General features: G+C 51.7%; 14 protein-coding genes. 3 read left to right on the forward strand and 11 right to left on the reverse strand.

Annotated elements, in window-relative coordinates; all coding sequences use genetic code 11:
- From AB1690_11170 to hemA, 11 genes are all read right to left on the reverse strand, one after another.
- Positions 1-2,397, reverse strand: a 2,397-nt coding sequence (locus tag AB1690_11170; protein ID MEW6015872.1) for a PAS domain S-box protein, incomplete at its 3' end; no start/stop codon positions are given.
- Positions 2,398-2,673: 276 nt separating this feature from the next.
- Positions 2,674-4,071, reverse strand: coding sequence for a protoporphyrinogen oxidase (gene hemG, locus AB1690_11175; GenBank protein ID MEW6015873.1), 1,398 nt, complete (start codon positions 4,069-4,071; stop codon positions 2,674-2,676).
- Complete coding sequence (gene hemH / locus AB1690_11180; protein MEW6015874.1) at positions 4,068-5,036, reverse strand: ferrochelatase; 969 nt, start codon at positions 5,034-5,036, stop codon at positions 4,068-4,070. The genes hemG and hemH overlap by 4 nt, the downstream gene beginning before the upstream one ends.
- A 36-nt stretch (positions 5,037-5,072) precedes the next feature.
- On the reverse strand, positions 5,073-6,470 hold the full coding sequence (gene hemN, locus AB1690_11185; protein MEW6015875.1) for an oxygen-independent coproporphyrinogen III oxidase: 1,398 nt from the start codon (positions 6,468-6,470) through the stop codon (positions 5,073-5,075).
- A complete protein-coding gene (gene hemE, locus AB1690_11190) occupies positions 6,467-7,498 on the reverse strand; it encodes a uroporphyrinogen decarboxylase (GenBank protein ID MEW6015876.1) in 1,032 nt (343 codons plus the stop codon). Before hemE ends, hemN begins: the two co-directional genes overlap by 4 nt.
- Positions 7,491-8,207, reverse strand: a complete 717-nt coding sequence (locus tag AB1690_11195) for a response regulator transcription factor (GenBank protein ID MEW6015877.1) — start codon at positions 8,205-8,207, stop codon at positions 7,491-7,493. Before AB1690_11195 ends, hemE begins: the two co-directional genes overlap by 8 nt.
- Positions 8,204-9,505: a HAMP domain-containing sensor histidine kinase gene (locus tag AB1690_11200; GenBank protein MEW6015878.1), complete on the reverse strand. Its 1,302-nt coding sequence runs from the start codon at positions 9,503-9,505 to the stop codon at positions 8,204-8,206. Before AB1690_11200 ends, AB1690_11195 begins: the two co-directional genes overlap by 4 nt.
- A gap of 6 nt (positions 9,506-9,511) precedes the next feature.
- The gene (gene hemL / locus AB1690_11205) at positions 9,512-10,795 is read right to left on the reverse strand and encodes a glutamate-1-semialdehyde 2,1-aminomutase (GenBank protein MEW6015879.1); all 1,284 of its coding nucleotides are present in this window, start codon (positions 10,793-10,795) and stop codon (positions 9,512-9,514) included.
- The gene (gene hemB, locus AB1690_11210) at positions 10,788-11,762 is read right to left on the reverse strand and encodes a porphobilinogen synthase (protein ID MEW6015880.1); all 975 of its coding nucleotides are present in this window, start codon (positions 11,760-11,762) and stop codon (positions 10,788-10,790) included. The genes hemL and hemB overlap by 8 nt, the downstream gene beginning before the upstream one ends.
- Positions 11,755-13,416, reverse strand: coding sequence for a hydroxymethylbilane synthase (gene hemC / locus AB1690_11215; GenBank protein ID MEW6015881.1), 1,662 nt, complete (start codon positions 13,414-13,416; stop codon positions 11,755-11,757). Before hemC ends, hemB begins: the two co-directional genes overlap by 8 nt.
- Positions 13,417-13,418: 2 nt before the next feature.
- The gene (gene hemA / locus AB1690_11220; GenBank protein MEW6015882.1) at positions 13,419-14,687 is read right to left on the reverse strand and encodes a glutamyl-tRNA reductase; all 1,269 of its coding nucleotides are present in this window, start codon (positions 14,685-14,687) and stop codon (positions 13,419-13,421) included.
- Positions 14,688-14,950: 263 nt separating this feature from the next.
- Between hemA and AB1690_11225 the strand changes: the two genes are divergently transcribed.
- From AB1690_11225 to AB1690_11235, 3 genes are all read left to right on the forward strand, one after another.
- The gene (locus AB1690_11225; GenBank protein MEW6015883.1) at positions 14,951-15,376 is read left to right on the forward strand and encodes a metal-dependent transcriptional regulator; all 426 of its coding nucleotides are present in this window, start codon (positions 14,951-14,953) and stop codon (positions 15,374-15,376) included.
- Positions 15,377-15,428: 52 nt separating this feature from the next.
- Positions 15,429-15,671 (forward strand): FeoA family protein, encoded by a 243-nt coding sequence (locus tag AB1690_11230; GenBank protein ID MEW6015884.1) that lies wholly within the window; start codon positions 15,429-15,431, stop codon positions 15,669-15,671.
- Positions 15,664-16,692 (forward strand): ferrous iron transporter B (locus tag AB1690_11235; protein MEW6015885.1); only part of this gene is annotated, 1,029 nt, incomplete at its 3' end. The genes AB1690_11230 and AB1690_11235, both read left to right, overlap by 8 nt.

Here is a 16,692-nt window from a genome sequence, read left to right on the forward strand (position 1 = left end):
CATCTTTTCGAGATAAACCTGAATCATATTGCGGTCGTCATCATGAATGATTCGACTCCAGAGCTGCGGATCGCGCTCGAATTCATCGGGGCTGTAGCCGGTAACAGTTGCGCAACCGGGACCATGGTTGCTGACCACCGGACGGCCGTTAAGGAAACTCAGGGTATAGATATAGTCGGATACAGAATCAACCAGTTTGCGATACCTTTCTTCACTATCTTTGAGGGCGTTTAATGCCCGGTAGTTCTCGGTGATATCGACAATGGTGACCAGGTCCGCCCAGCGGCCGCCATACTGAATCGACTTGGAAAATTGCTCGACCCACATGGTTCCCTGGTCGGGCAGAACCAGGCGGTACTTGTAGTGCTGCACGACATCAGTTTCGCCCCGTTGTTTCTTAGCCAGTTGCTCCTGGGCGAATTGACGGTCCTCGGGATGAATGAAGGGCATGATTTCTTTAACGGAGGAACCGGTGAGCGTCTCCGGTGTCTTGCCCAAAACCTGAGCCACCGGATTATTGACATACTTGAGGATATCATCCTGAATAATCATGATACCGAGCATATTCTGCTCGGAAAGAACGCGGAATTTTTCCTCGCTTTCGCGCAGGGACTGTTCGGCTTTCTTGCGGTCAGTGATATTGCGGACATATTCGACAACGCCAATAGTTTCTCCGGATTGGTCAATAAGCGGGAAGGCGTGCAGCTCAATCCATCCCTCAACGCCGTTGGGTCCGGTGAGGGGGACCTCGTCCATCTGCGGTTTAAGGGTTTCAAAGGCGCGGATGGTGGGGCAGATTTCGCAGGCGCGGTCGCGACCCTGGAAGGAAATAAAGCATTTTTTCCCTATCAGGGGCATCTGGTGCGCGTACCATCTTTCCATGGCGCTGTTGACCCGGATGATGTTCAGGTTTTTGTCGAGAACACAGATGCCGTCTTGTATGCCGTGGAATATCGTATTCAGGAATTTTTCGTTATCTTCAATCTGGGTCTGTGCCTGTTTCTGGTCGGTCATATCGAAAATGACGCCGTCAATATGCAGCGGTTTTCCGGAGGCGTCATAGACAGGCACGCCGCGCTCGACAAAATAGCGGATACGCCCGTCACGATGCCGAATCCGGTACTCATGCATAAAGGCGAAACCATTGGCGACAGCGCCGCTCAGCGATTCTTTGACCGCTTCGCGGTCTTCCTCCAGAATAATACTTTCCAGCGAGCAGAATTCCGCGGAAGGAAGTTCCGACATCTGATATCCGGTCAGATTCCTGACCATATTATTGAAAAACTGAGTTGGCGCCTTATTCCCGAGCGGCTGACGATAAACGATTCCGGGGAGGTTTTCGGCGAGAGTGCGGTATGATTTTTCGCTCTCGGCAAGCGCCTCTTCCCATTTCTTCCGGGCGCTGATATCGCGCACGGTGGAGCGATGTCCCAGATTCTGCCCGTGGTCGTCATATATAGGCTGCCAGGAAACAGCCACCCAGACCACTCCGCCGTCTTTGCGACGAATACGGAAGGGAAGGTCATTTCCGCAGACCCCCTGGGCGGCTTTGGAAAGGGCATCTTTTATAAGTTCCCGGTCATCCTTGTGCACCAGCGGCAGCGGGTAGTCGGGCATTTCCATGCACTCGCGAATGGAGTATCCGGTGATTCTCTCCACGGCCGGGTTCACCCAGATCAATTTGTTGTCAGGACCTACCCAGTTTTCCCAGTCGTAAGTATAGTCGGCAATGGCGCGGAACCGTTTTTCATTCTGACGCAGAGCTTCCTCGCCAAGTTTTTTCTGAGTGATATCGCGATAACTCCAGACCCGGCCTATAATTTCGTTGTCGATTTTCTGAGCGATAGAAAATTGCTCGAATATGCGACCGTCGGTTAGCTCCAGAATGTCATAAGTATCGGTCAGCTTGTTGTCGTAGAGGGTCTTTATCCGTTCTTTCTGGGCGTTCGGATTTTTCAACAAAGAGAGCATCTTTTTGACGGTGACCTTGGGGTCGCCGCCTTTCATCTCGTCCGCCGTGAGCCCCCAGAGATTAAGGAATTTCTGGTTGTACTCAACGACGTTGCGGTTTTCATCCACAACCAATAAACCATCGGCAGCCGATTCAAACGCCGCTTTTTGCATCGCCACGGTCTGCGCCAGACGTTTCTCCGCTCTTTTCTGCCGGGTGGAGATTGATTCTACATAGAATCCGAAAACGATGAAGATGAATGATACAAAGGAACGAAACCAGATTTCATCGGAGGACGGGCTGAAGATATCGTGCGGAAGTTTGCCGCGCCCCAACAGGAAATAATCAATACAAGGGTCAATCAGCCAGAAGAGAAGCCCCAGGCTGATTCCCACAAGAATCATATTGGGCGCGGCGAAGAATCCGTTCTTTGTCTTTTCAAACATAAATTGTGTATGCGCTCAGAGCCAGACGAGGTCGAGAAACTCCCCAGACTCGGATTGTTGAAGCGGCCGGTTGCACCATGCCGCCTCCTTTCTTACTAATATAAAATCGACCTAAATTGGGAATTCTTAACCGATTGTACTATGGAGAAATCGTCCGAAGGAGTTTGGGGATGACGGTAACTTATCTGTCGGCAAGCGATTACAATCACGATCCAATCATCATGCAACAACGCGTTTCTGCTATTAGTGGATTTATTTTTCGATTATAGAGCGCCGTCAACCGGTGACGATACCGTTCTCTATTGATGCGGCAATATTGAAAGACCGCTTGATGACATCATTAAGTCCGACCCCGCTGTAAGCGTTGCCGGCAAGATGAAGGTTTCCCAGGGCTTTCAGCTCTTTATCTATAGTTTCCAGTCGCTCTTTATGCCCTATGATATATTGCGGAATCGCCTCTCTCCAGGGAATCACCTTAAGGAAGACCGGCGGTTTTTTAAGACCGATGACAGCCGCGAGTGATGCATGCGCTATCTCGGCCAGATGGTCAGCACTCCGGCAAACTATCTCACCGTTACGGGCGCCGCCGAGCATGGTGCGAAATAAGACCTGACCGTCGGGCGCCTGCTCCGGAAAAATTACCGAAGTCCATATCGAGCCGAGAATCTCAAGGCGCTGGTTAAACGGCACCAGGAAACCGAAGCCATCCACAGGATGGTCAATATCTTCGCGACGATAACCATGGCAAACGACCGCCAGCGAGGCGTACGGTATCAGATTCAGCTCTCTCGATAGGGGGGCGGAAAGCACTTCCAGTATTCTGGCAGCGTGATATGACGGCACCGCCAGAATGACCTCATCGAATTCGACATCCCCGACGTCAGTAATCAGTCGGTACTTTTTTGAATTGCCGGGCAGAACCGCCTTTACCGCACAACTCTTGATTATGGCCGCGCCGAGACTTTTCTCCAGAGCTTCAATCAGGGTGAAAAGACCGCCTCGGAAGCTGGTCAGATGTCCGGTCGGTCCACCGGCTCCGCTTTTACTCTCTATGCCAAGTTTTCTCTTCTCTCTTTTCTTCTTTATCATCGCTTTCATCAGGCCGCCGTAATTTTTTTCCATCTCTTCCATTGCCGGGAAGCATGACCTCAATGAAAGCGCTCGGGCATCACCGCCGAATATACCGGAGACCATCGGGTCAATCATGATTTCGGCCGCTTCCTTTCCGATACGCCTCGCCGCAAAATCAAAAATTGATTCGTCGGTCTCGTCTTTCCGTGGCGGGACAAAATATTCCAGGCCGATCCGAAGCCGACCGCGAAGAGAAAGCAGCCCGCTGGTGAGAAATTTCACGGGATGCGCCGAGATTTCCCAGAGGCGGCCCTTTCGATAGATGAAGCGTTTCTCCGCTTTGTCGTTGGACGGCAGAAGTTGGCGCCGCAAGCCGACCTGCTCGACAAACTGGAGCGTCAGCGGCTCGCGGTCGAGAAAGCCATTCGGTCCCCAGTCGGCGATATAGCCGTTTTCTCTCGTGACACCGATTGTCCCGCCGAGACGGTCCTCTTTTTCATAGATGATAATCTCAATCTGGTCGCGCCAACGGCTCTTTAGAAAAATGCCGGCGGAGAGTCCCGCTATACCGCCGCCGACAATAGCTACCTTGTGAGGAGTCATTTGAGGTATTCTTCAACGCAGGATGCGAGAAGTTCTATAAAAGTCTTATTGTCGTTAAAGACGGGGGCGCGAACAAAACGGTCAATACCGGCCTGGTGGGCAATATCGCGCAATTCGATATCAAGCTCGTGCAGTGTTTCGATATGGTCGCAGACAAATCCGACCGGCGTGACTATGACCTGGCGCACTCCGCGGCGCCCAAGGTCTTTGATGCTCTCGATAGTGGACGGTTTCATCCACTCCACCGGTCCAATCTTACTCTGGAAAGATAGACTCCAGCGCTCTATCGGCAGTTCCTTCAGGATGAGGGAGACAGTTTTCTCGACCTGCAGGCGATACGGGTCGCCTTTTAAAATGAAGGACTGTGGCAGCGAGTGCGCGGTAAACAGGAGATGGAATGGCTGCGATGAATCGATTTGCGTTAGCGCCTGCTGAATCATTTCAACTGACGCTTTGATATAAAGCGGGTGCTTGTAGTACGGTCCGACAATTTTCAGCCGGTCGCCGAGGTTGAATTTTTCGCGGGCTTTTTCCAGGTCGCTCAGGATGCTGCCGAAAGTGGCAATGGAATAATGGGGGTAGAGCGGCACCGCAATTATCTTTTGCACCGCTTCGCTCAGAAGATTGGCAATCGCTTCTTCGACACGGGGCGAAATATAGCTGTATGCCTCCACCGATATGATTCCGGGATGCAGCCCGCTCAAGCGACGACTGGTCTCATCCCCCTGAAGTTTGGTCCATTTCATAAGCGGGGAGCCGCCGCCGATTTCGTGGTAATGCTCTTTTATGGTTGGCGTCCGCGCCGCCGTAATCATCCAGGCTACAAACGCCCGCAGCGGCTGCGACGCGCTCATTATATGGGGGTCGTTGAAGAGATTAAACATGAATCGTCGAACCTTTGTAAGGTTGGACGGTCCTCCCATATTAATCAGAAGTATGGCGGTCTTCGATTTAGATTGATTCATCGCATACCCGTCACATCAAAAAAACTCTTTCATCCCTTAAATAGTCCGCGAGAACTGCACTTTCGGTTTCTGGGGTCGATTGGTTTTCAGATAGTAGTCAAAGGTCATCGCGATATTTCTAATGAATACCTTCCCCAGAGGAGTGGTTTCAATTATTCCCTTTTCGATTGTAATAAGACCATCATCAATAAAACCGGCTAACTGTCGCAGCTCCTCGGCAAAATATTCGCCGGCATCAATATTAAAACGGCGGCCTGACTCGTTCAGGTCAAGGCGAAAATTGCACATCAGTTCCATTATGGCATACTGACGAACCAGGTCATCAGGAGTCAACTTCATGCCGCGGTAAGTTGCCATCTTGCCGGAATCTATCGCTGCGGAATAGCTGTTAATGCCGCTGAGATTCTGGGCAAAGTTGTCGTTAATATACGAGATGGAGGACATTCCGACTCCGACCCAATCACGGGCGGCATTGACGGTGTACCCCATAAAATTCCGGCGCAGCTTTCCGTGCGCGGCGGCAATGGCCAGTTCATCGCCGGGCAGAACGAAATGGTCCATACCAATCTGACGGTATCCGCTCTCAATAAACATCCGGCGCGCCCGGGCGAAGAGTTCCGCCTTTACTTCCGGAGTCGGAAGAGAAGAGATATCTATCTTCTTCTGATGCGGCTTACCCTCAGGCAGATGAGCGTAACTGTACAGCGCAATCCGGTCGGGGCGTAGAGCAATGACTTTATTGATTGTCTGCTGAAAGCCTTCGATTGTCTGTTTAGGCAAACCATAAATCAGGTCGAAATTGATTCCGGTAAAGCCTTCTTTACGGGCAAATTCATACAGGCCAATTCCGAGCGATTCCTCCTGATTGCGTCCAATTGCCTCCTGTACCTCGTGATTGAAATCCTGAATTCCGAAAGAAAGACGATTGAATCCGAGGGACTTGAGAAGTACTACTCTATCCTGACCGGTCACCCGCGGGTCAAGCTCGATAGAAATTTCGGCGTCAGGGAGGAGCCGGAATCGCTGGGAGAATATCTCGAAGGCGCGTTTGGTCTGGCTATCGGTCAAAAACGAGGGGGTGCCACCACCCCAATGAAACTGCGACACGTTTTTTCGCTCCCCCAGTATTTCTGCGACCATGCCGGTCTCCCGGTCAACCCGACCGAGATAATCATCGGCGACATTGACATTGCGGGATACCATAGTGTTGCAGCCGCAGAACCAGCATCGTTTCTGGCAGTACGGGATATGAAGGTAGAACGAAAGTGGCTCATTGAGATCCTTTGCCGCATTTTTTATGGCGGCGATATACTCCTCCGGTCCATACTGGTCGCTCCATTCAGGGGCGGTCGGATAACTGGTATAGCGCGGACCCGGACGGTCATATTTCTTGACCAGCGCTTCCGGAAGGTGCGAATCATGAAATTCCGTCATGACCTGGTCCTTTCATAGGAATGCACGGTTTCAATTAACGCCCGGACATTTTCCACCGGGGTATCGGGCAGAATGCCATGCCCCAGATTGAATATAAACCCGGAGTAGTCCGCCATCTCATGCAGAATGTCGGTGGCTCGCTTGACAACTACATTTCTGTTTCCCAGCAAGAGATGCGGGTCGAGGTTTCCTTGAAGAGTCTTTGGCTCCAGCAATTCCGCCGCCCGCCACAGCGGCGTCTTCCAATCAAGACTGACCACATTGACCGGAAGTATCCGGAGATAATCGAGCAGATGATACGCCCCTTTTATATAAAGGCTGGTGCGGATATTTTCTTCCGCTAACTGCTCGGTAATCATTTTCAGATAGGGGAATGACCAGGCGGCAAATTCCTTTTCGCCCAATTCGCCGGCCCAGGTATCGAAAATCTGGACGACGTCGGCGCCGGCGCCGCTTTGCATCCGCAGATAGCGGATGCTCATCTTAGCCAGCCGCTCCAGCACCAGGGCGCTCTCATCGGGGTAATTGGTCAGGAATCGGATAGTCTTATGAAAATCACGCGCGCCGCGGATACCGGTCAGATAGCAGAATACCGTGAAAGGCGCGCCGCAGAATCCAAGCAGGGGGATATCGTTCCCCAGACGACGCCGTGTCTCTATTAAAGCGTCGGCCACAAACTGAAGTTTGCTCTCCGGGTCGTATTCCGCCATTTGCAATACCTGTTCCGGTTTCTCCAGAAAGGGGGATATTATCGGACCGGGGTCGAAGCGAACATCAACACCCAGCGGCTCGAGGATAAACAGGATATCGGAGAAGATAATAGCGGCGTCAAGGTCAAGGATTTCCACCGGCTGGGCGGTTACTTCCGCCACCGCCTTGGGAGTTTTGCACAGCTCCTCAAAGGAGATATTCTTGCGAAATTCGCGATATTGGGGAAGATATCTCCCCGCCTGGCGCATTATCCAGATCGGAACGCGCGAGGTAAACTCGCCGTCAAGATTCGCCATAAACAGTTCTTTTTTAGTCATTGGTCTTGGCTCCACGCGGGGTGAATTTGTACCCGGTGCCGAACTCGGTATGGAAATAAATCGGGTGTGACGGGTCGGGCTCAAAATTTTTGCGGAAGCGCAGGATGAAATTATCCACGGTGCGATTGGAGGGGTAGGCATTGTAACCCCAGACGGCGTCGAGTATGACGCTACGGCTCAGAACCTCATCGGGATGCTCCGTGAAAAGTTTCAACAGCAGCGATTCTTTGTTGGATAGACGAAATACTCCGTTTTTCCCTTCAGCGGTGAATTTCTTGAAATCGACCGTGCCGCCGGGGAATTTATAAGTGTCGCCGACAGCGCTCTCGGTGCGAAGCCACGCCTGACGGCGAAAAATCGCCTTGATGCGCAATATCAGTTCTTCCAGGTCAAACGGCTTGGTGATATAGTCATCGGCGCCGATAGTCAAACCGTCCTTTCTGTCATCCAGACTGTCGCGGGCGGTAAGAAACATTATCGGCTCGGTTCCCAGTTTGTTTCTGATTCTACGGCAGACCTCCAGGCCGTCGATTCCGGGAAGCATGATATCGAGAATTATCAAATCGTATTTTCCGTGGCTGTAGTACTCCAGCGCCTGATTGCCGTCAGATGCCCAGACAATCTCGTATCCTTCCTGCTCGAGATTCAAGATTATCCCCTCAGCAATATGCTTTTCATCTTCGACCAGCAGGATTCTCTTGGCGCTCATGACATCACCTTAAACTTCATTGTTACAACCGCTCCCCCCGTCGAACCGTTCCGAATATTTATGGTCCCGCCCTGGCGCCGAATAAACTCGCGGGCGATATAGAGCCCCAGCCCTGAGCCGGGGACGGTTCTTTTCTCTTCGATATTTCCGCGAAAAAAAGGCTCAAACAGTTTCTCTTCCATGCCGGAGGGGATTCCGGGACCGTTATCGCGGAAGATTATCTCGGCGGAATCCCGGGTTTTTTTCAGGGTGATACCTATTTCGAGTCCGCCGCTTTGGCCGTACTTGAGAGAGTTATCGACCAGGAGTTCCCAGACCCGAATCAGCTCCGGAAGAGCGCCGTCAATCCAGATATTCTCGGCGACGTCAATTTTCAGTTTGCCTCCGGCGGCTTCGATGCGCTCCTTAATTCTATCGCCGAAATGAGAAAGCTCCGCGGATAGGTTCAGCCTTTCGATACGTATCTGCACCTGCCGGTCGGCAAGGCGCCGCACCTGGAGGATATTATCTATCAGTTGGTTCAGGCGCACCAGGTCCTCTTTCATTTTCGGCACCAGTTCCGATACCAGTTTTGGCTCAAAATTGCGACGTTTCATAGTGTCGAGAAAGAGATTGAGCGAGGTTAGCGGTATCTTCAATTCATGCGTGATGCTGTGGATAAAAAGAAGCTGCTCCTCGCGCGTCTGCTTGAGCCGTTTCAGCGATAGAAATATCATATACCCGCCGATAACGATAAGGACAAAAAAGAAAGAGCCCTCCATCAGGAACATCCGCGTATGCCGCTCCCGCTCCGCGTCAATTTCGCTATACGATTCCGGCTTAACCGCGATATGCTCCATTGTTACCCAATCCAGCCGGGGGACTTCGCCGCTCGGCGGCGAATACTGCAGACGAGAATCCCCCGCAATCATTGTCTGCGGATAATCTCTATTCAGAAAGATATAGAATTTCGTTCCGTCTTTTTCACGAGTCGCAAAGAGAGAGTCAGTGAGGTCGGCGGAGAGAAGATTTTGCTCCGCAACAATTCCCGTGATGACATCACCCAGCCCGTAGGGGATGCCGGGAGTCTCGGAACTTAGATTCTCGACGGTTCTTCCGGCGGCGGCAAGACGGCTGTTAAGCAGAGAAATGGTCTGCCTTTTATGTTCTTCCAGAATTTCGCTGAAGAATCCGCGGGCGCTGCCGGCCGAGCGATACTGGAAAATAATCCACCATCCCATCTGGGCGCAGAAGAGAACCGCCAGAATGATAAATATGATCAGGGCGCGACGAGACGATGAAGAGGTAATCTGGCTCATATCATCTCACAGTGACCGGATGATTTCTCCCAGCGTCTGAGCGGCCGCCTTAAGGTCTTCCCGGGAATGGGCCGCGCTGATAAAGCCGACTTCATATGCTGACGGCGCCAGGTAGATACCGGCTTCCAGAGCGCGGGAAAAGAGCTCTTTATAGCGGGCGGCGTTATCTTTGGAAATATCCTCCGCCCGTCGCACTGGCCCCTTCTGAAGATTTATCCAGAACAGGGAACCGATTGACGGGACATTTACGGGGCAGTCGGAGGTCTTATCTTTTAGAAGGTCGACAAACTCATTGGTGATAGATTCCAGATGGCTCCAACCGTCAGAATTCTCGAGATATTCCAGAGTCGCCAGACCGGTTGCCATCGCCAGCGGATTGCCGGAAAGAGTGCCGGCCTGATAGACCGGACCCAGCGGCGCCAGTAACTGCATGATTTCGGCGTTACCGCCAAAGGCGCCAACCGGTAATCCGCCGCCGATAATTTTTCCATAAGTTGCCAGGTCCGGCTTGATATCATAATATTCCGCGGCCCCTCCCGGTCTTACTCGGAATCCGGAAATAACTTCATCAAAGATAAGAAGCGAACCGTTGGCGGCGGTGATTTCCCTGAGAAACTGAAGAAAGTCACGCCGCTGGAGAAGCAGACCGTCATTCGCCGGGACCGGCTCGATTATAACGGCGGCGATATCACCGGAAAATTGGCGGAAGAACTCCTTTACCGCCGGTTCATCATCAAGAGGCGCCACCAGAGTATGCCGGGTGAAATCCTCCGGCACTCCCGCCGATGAGGGGATACCAAACGTTACCAGTCCGGAACCGGCCGATGCCAGAAGATAATCGGAATGACCATGATAACAGCCGGAAAATTTTACAATCCTGCTTCTCTTAGTATAAGCCCGCGCCAAACGAACCGCCGACATAACCGCTTCTGTGCCGGAGGAGACAAAGCGGAGTAGTTCCAAATGGGGACAGAGTTTCCTGACCTTCTCGGCAAGAAGTATTTCCCCTTCATGCACGGCGCCGAAACTGGTTCCCCGCTCGGAGGTTTTCTGAATCGCTTCCAGCACCACCGGATGAGCATGTCCCAGAATCAATGGACCCCAGGAACAACAGAAGTCGAGATAGCGGTTGCCATCGACGTCATAGAGATAGGCTCCTTCACCGCGCTCGATATAAAGCGGCGAGCCGCCAACCGCCTTGAATGCTCGCACCGGCGAATTTACTCCGCCGGAGAGGCTTTTTACCGCCCGTTGAAACAGCGTTCGCGACTTGCTGAAATTCTTAGCCATGGAGCCACCGTTTCTTGAGGATATCGCGAAGGTGGTAAGTCAGAATTATATCTGCGCCGGCGCGGAATATCGCCGTCAGGTTCTCCAGAACAATATCTTTCTCCGAAACTATATTCTCCCGCGCCATAAGTTTTGCCATACTGTATTCGCCGGATACATTATATGCCGCGACCGGAACCGGGGAGAGCTCTTTGAAGGTCTTAATAATATCAAGATACGCCAGCGCCGGCTTGACCATGACAATATCAGCCCCTTCTTCGAGGTCAAGTTCCAGTTCCCGCACCGCTTCCCGCTGGTTGCGGAAATCCATCTGGTAACTCTTTCGGTCGCCGAATTTCGGAGCGCTTTCGGCCGCATCGCGGAAGGGACCGTAATAACTCGAGGCGTACTTCGCCGAATATGCCAGGATTATCGCCTCGGTCTGCCCCTCTTCTTCCAGTTTTTGCCGGATAAATCCGATACGGCCATCCATCATGTCGGAGGGTCCCACGCAATCGACTCCGGCTTTGACCAGTGCGACGGCCATCTCGCCCAGACGCTCCAGAGTGCTGTCGTTATCTATTTGTCCTGCTTTCAAAAGGCCGCAGTGACCGGAATCGGTATATTCGCATAGGCAGACATCAGCCGAAACAAAGACCTTATCGCCGTACTTCTCCTTCAAAGAACGGGCAACCTGTATAACCGGATTGGCATCATGGTCCGCCTCGGAAGCGACGGCGTCTTTTTTCTCGACCACCCCAAACAGCATGATTTTGTCGATGCCAAGTTCAAAATCAGGCAGGAAAGACTCCAGAAATCTGTCGGCCGGGTCGCGAAAGATGCCGGGCATGGACGATATCTCGATTCTTTTGGTTCCACTTTCGGATATGAAGTAGGGCTGAATCATCTTGCCCGTATCAACAGAGTTTTCAGCGACGAGGTTTCGAATTAATTGGCTCCGGCGGAGACGTCGGGGGCGGTTAAATATTTCCATTATCTATCCTCTCCAGAATTTGTGCGATGATTTCTGATAAGTCGGCTTTGGGGGGAATATAGTCGGGAGCGCGAAAATGTTCGCGCAATGCCTCTGCCGTGGGGTTTCCGATAGCCGCAACCCAGGCGTCGCGCGGTATGCGATTACCGAGTTCTTTGAAGAATTGCACCGTAAGGGGGGCAGTAAAAATGTAATATTCAATGGCAAGATTTTCCAGAGATGGCAACGAATTTTTATCTGCCGGCATAGTCCGGTAGATATTGAGACGTTGAACGTTATGTCCCAGCGCTTTCAAGCCGTTCTGCAGGACTTCGGGCGCTTCTATCCCCAGCGGCAGCAAAATGCTCTTGTGGTCGCCGTCAATAATCTGCGGCAGCTCCTTCAATAGACCCAGTGAGCTCTCTTCCATCGGATAAAAAGCAACCTTCCATTCCAAGAACTCGAGATATTCGGCTGTCTTCCTGCCGACCGCGGCAACTTTGGTTCTGCTGTCTATGGTCAAGGAGTTATCTTCAATAATCTTATCAAATATCCGCGCCGAGTTCTTGCTGGTGAAAATTATCCAGTCAAAATCGGTCAAACGCTCAAGAATACTTCGGGTCTGGGCTGAATCATATTCAGGGACTATGGCGAAATCAGGGTAATAAACCGGCGTGAGTTTATCGGAGAAATTCAGAAAGAGACTCTCAGCTTCTTCCCGCGAGCGGGTGATTAATATCTTCGCTCTCTCTCTCTGCGGCTCTTTCGCATCTACACCGCTGAGCGCCAGGTAAGCCTCCTCCTGAAGTTCGATGATATTATCAGCGGCGCCTGCAAAGACCGCCGGCTGGCTCCAGCCGTCAGAACTTCTCTGCCCCAGGAAGGCTTTGAGGAAGAATTTACCATCTCTCTTTTCTGAGGTAACCGCCAGCGGCAACTGGCAGCCGCCGTCAAAACGAGCCAGAAGTCCCCTTTCCAGTTTTGCCGTTGCTTCCGCCTGAGGCTCATTCAATTTTGCGACGATTTGACCGGTGCTCGGGTCATTGTCCCGGATTTCTATCGCCAGAATCCCCTGTCCGGGAGCCGGAATGAATTCAAACCGGTCGAGCACGATTCTTTTCAAGTCGCCTGTGTCGATTTTCAATCTTTCTACACCGGCCCGCGCCAGAAGGATGGCATCGAATCGTCCCTCTTTCAGTTTCTGGATGCGAGTCGGCACATTCCCCCGAAGCGGCTCGATTTTAAGGTCCGGTCGAAAATGAGCCGCCTGCGCCTGACGTCGCACCGAACTGGTCCCCAGAGTGCCGCCTTTCTTTATATACAACTTCTGACTTTCATCGAAGGCTTCTGGACGGACCAGGAGCAATTCCGAGGGGTCCTCAGGATTGCAGTATGCGCCGATTCTCAATCCCGGCGGCATCTGGGTCGAAAGGTCTTTTAGGGAATGCACCGCTAAATCGATTTCACCGGCAAGGAGGGCTTCTTCCAGTTCCTTGGTGAAGAACCCTTTCCCCTCAATCTTGTCAAAACTTAGATAGTCGATTTTGTCGCCGGTGGTCTTGATGATTTTGATTTCGCCGTCAACATCCCAGGCGGCTAAAAACGTCTTGATGAGATTAGCCTGATAGAGAGCCAGCTGGCTCCCGCGTGAACCTATGTTAAGCTTCATAATTATCGCGCCATTTTGACGAACAGCGACAGGTCTCTGTCCTGTTCAATATCGTGATTTGCAATCTTTTCCGCAAGTTGTCTTGCGGGAAGATAGCAGGCGCGGGAGAGGACTTTTTTGCTCCAGTGAAGCAGGACCGCCTGGTCGTCGGGTGAAAGATGGGCAAGTCTGCTCTTGAATAGATTCTCCAGCCCCTCTTCCGCCAGAACCATCGATTCATCGAGGGCGGAATCAAAGAGGGGAGAAATCATCTGAGTTATCTCTTTTTGCAGATATATCCGAAGTTGCTCGTCGATAATCCGATTAGCCTGGTCAACGGTGCGGAACCGTTCCCGCCGATTCTTCTGCGCCAGTAAATTGAGTTTCTCCAGATTCCAGATTTCCAGGGTCGCCGAATCATCCAGAGCGGAATCGAAATCACGTGGTATTGCCAGGTCGAAGCCGTGCAGCCTCTGACCCGGAACTATAACGGCATTTATATTTTCATTCGTGAAGAGCGGTCTTTCTGATGAAGTGGAAGAGATTACAACATTGACCTTGTGCGCTCCCGACAGAAACTCCTCAAGGCTTAGGGCAATTCCGTTATATTTCTGGGCAAAAGGTTCTATTTTGGAAACCGTCCGATTGACAAACAGAACCTGGTTACGATGTTTCTTTCGGACTATCTCCGCCATTTTGGGCGTCATGGAGCCAGAGCCAATTATAGCGATTCTGGCGTCTGGAGTTTCGGCGATAATTTCATCAAGCCGGATTGAAACCAGTGATGCCATCGAGACCGCCTTCTTCCCCAACTCCGTTTCGGTGCGGACCATTTTAGCGGTCTTGAATGCGGCGGAAAAGAGCCGCTCAAAGACAGAATTGCATAATCCCTGGTCCTTGCAGAACTGATAGGCATCTTTCAATTGCCCCAGAATCTGGGCTTCACCGATAACTACGGAATCGAGAGATGAGGCAACTTCAAATAGATGCCGCACCGCTTCTCGTCCTGCAAAGAGACGGAAATCGGAGGGCTCAAAGTCAATTTTCTTCTCCTCGCCGGAATGAAAGAAGAAGTCAAGAATTCGGTTTCTGACCAGGGAGGCATCAACCTGCTCCGACGGTACCGAAACCAGAAACTCCACCCGGTTGCAGGTAGCAACGTAAACCAGTTCAGATACTCCCAGATGCTTCTTGAGCGCCTGAAGCTTTTCACTGCGGAGAGATTCGGGAATGGTAAGGGCTTCCAATAGCTCCAGCCCGGCTTTCCCGATCTTGACAGAAACGGCTATCATTCTACTAATAGTATCTTTCATCTGCTGGGGAGAAATTAGAAGAATCTATACCAAATTTGTCATAAAATTGTCATGGCTGTCAAATTTTTTTGTGAAAAATCTCACAATATAAGAGATTTTTTTTGTCTTTTTTGCGCTCGATTTCACAAATAACAAATGTACTATGTTGATACATTGATAGTTACAGCATACAAAAGGTATGTATTGCCACATTCAGATTTCTCTTGACAAAGTTAGAATCGTCTAATATTATCACTTCCGAGATGCTGACAAGAAAAGAAGAAGATTACCTGGAGACTATTTATCGTCTCTCGCAAGAGCTCGGTACGGTTGGTATTACCGATATAGCCCGCGAGCGGGGAGTGACCCTGCCGACTGTCTTTTCAGCTGTGAGTCGACTTAAAGCCAACGGCATGATTTCGCAGACCCCTTATGGAAAGATTTCGCTGAATCCTAAGGGTCAGAAGATGGCTGAAGAGATTTATGAATCGCATCGCGTCTTGAGAAAATTTCTTCAGGAGGTGCTGGGATTATCATCGGAGATGGCGGAAGAGAACGCCTGCCGGATGGAGCATGGGTTGAATCGGGAGGCGGTGCGGCGGCTGAAGCTGTTTATCGATATGGTCCAGCATTGCCTGAGCCGGGAAAATTCCTGCATGGAAGAATTTCAGGGAAAGGTGAAGACCTGACCCTGCTGAATGATTAATGAACCAATAAAACTTAGCAATGACTGTAAAATCAATGAGTCTTGACCAATTAAAACCGGGACAAAGCGGGCGGATAACGGAAGTTGCCGGAAGTGGCGCGGTGCGCCGAAGGCTGCTTGACCTGGGATTCCGCAAAGGAGAGGTCGTCAAGTTTATCAAGATGGCGCCTCTTCGCGACCCGCTACAGGTATCGCTCGGAAACGGGCATATTACTATCCGACGGAGCGAAGCCTCCCTGGTTCAGGTCGAAGTTTTATTGGGCGCCTCAAGTGAATGAAAAAGCCGCGATAAAAATCGCTCTCGCCGGCAATCCCAATTCCGGCAAAACCTCGGTTTTCAACGCTCTTACCGGGGCTCACCAGCATGTCGCCAATTTCCCCGGCGTCACGGTCGAAAAGAGGACCGGCCATCGGCGATACAACGGATTTGATATCCAGTTGATTGACCTCCCCGGAACATATAGTTTGACCGCCTACTCTCCCGACGAAAAGGTCGCCCGCGATTATATTCTTGACGAGAAACCGGACCTCGTTGTGAATGTCATCGACGCCTGCAATCTGGAAAGAGGGTTGTACCTGACGATGCAACTCATTGAAATGGGAGTGGACCTGGTAATCGACCTGAATATGTGGGATGAGGCGATGGAAGCCGGGGTTGATATCGATACCGAAAAACTGTCGCAATTGCTGGGAGCGCCGGTGGTAAAAACTATTGCGCACCGGGAGCAGGGGGTGGAAGCAATCATGCAGGCGGCGGCGGAACTGCTCGAAAACAGAAGTCAGAAACATCGCCACCCGCCGGTTTCATACGGGCCTAAACTGGATGACGTGGTGACCGACCTCTCCCAAACGGTCTCAGTTTGCGGAAGTTGCCGCGCCTGCGGCAATCCCCGCTGGCTGGCGGTGAAACTTCTGGAAGGGGACAGCGATGTCAAGAATCGCTTCTCACCCCACCGTCACCGAAACGGGCAGCTCGACCGCAAACTCCGGGAATCGCTCGACCATCTGCGCACCACCACTCGTCAGGACCCGGAAGTGGCTATCACGGAAGGGCGCTACGGCTACATTGCCGGAATCATTCGGGAGGTCGTCAAACAGCCGCCCTCCGACAGAATGGAGCTCTCCGTCAAAATCGACAACATTCTTACCCATCGGTTCTGGGGATATCTGATATTTCTTTTCTTTATGTGGCTGGTGTTTCAGGCGACATTCAAGCTGGGGGCTTATCCGATGGACTGGATAGACGCCGGTGTCGGCCGGCTGCAGGGTTGGGTGACCGGCATTCTTCCCGCCGGGGTA

The organism is Candidatus Zixiibacteriota bacterium (assembly GCA_040753495.1).
Classification (GTDB): domain Bacteria; phylum Zixibacteria; class MSB-5A5; order GN15; family PGXB01; genus DYGG01.

What these genes read in the sequence shown, in the direction of transcription:
- AB1690_11230 (MEW6015884.1), top strand. Translation starts at nt 15,429, where the DNA reads ATGAGTCTTGACCAATTAAAACCGGGACAAAGCGGGCGGATAACGGAA.
- AB1690_11195 (MEW6015877.1), bottom strand. Translation starts at nt 8,207, where the DNA reads ATGAGCGCCAAGAGAATCCTGCTGGTCGAAGATGAAAAGCATATTGCT.
- hemC (MEW6015881.1), bottom strand. Translation starts at nt 13,416, where the DNA reads ATGAAGCTTAACATAGGTTCACGCGGGAGCCAGCTGGCTCTCTATCAG.
- hemE (MEW6015876.1), bottom strand. Translation starts at nt 7,498, where the DNA reads ATGACTAAAAAAGAACTGTTTATGGCGAATCTTGACGGCGAGTTTACC.
- hemL (MEW6015879.1), bottom strand. Translation starts at nt 10,795, where the DNA reads ATGGCTAAGAATTTCAGCAAGTCGCGAACGCTGTTTCAACGGGCGGTA.
- hemN (MEW6015875.1), bottom strand. Translation starts at nt 6,470, where the DNA reads ATGACGGAATTTCATGATTCGCACCTTCCGGAAGCGCTGGTCAAGAAA.
- hemA (MEW6015882.1), bottom strand. Translation starts at nt 14,687, where the DNA reads ATGATAGCCGTTTCTGTCAAGATCGGGAAAGCCGGGCTGGAGCTATTG.
- hemH (MEW6015874.1), bottom strand. Translation starts at nt 5,036, where the DNA reads ATGAATCAATCTAAATCGAAGACCGCCATACTTCTGATTAATATGGGA.
- AB1690_11225 (MEW6015883.1), top strand. Translation starts at nt 14,951, where the DNA reads ATGCTGACAAGAAAAGAAGAAGATTACCTGGAGACTATTTATCGTCTC.
- hemG (MEW6015873.1), bottom strand. Translation starts at nt 4,071, where the DNA reads ATGACTCCTCACAAGGTAGCTATTGTCGGCGGCGGTATAGCGGGACTC.
- AB1690_11200 (MEW6015878.1), bottom strand. Translation starts at nt 9,505, where the DNA reads ATGAGCCAGATTACCTCTTCATCGTCTCGTCGCGCCCTGATCATATTT.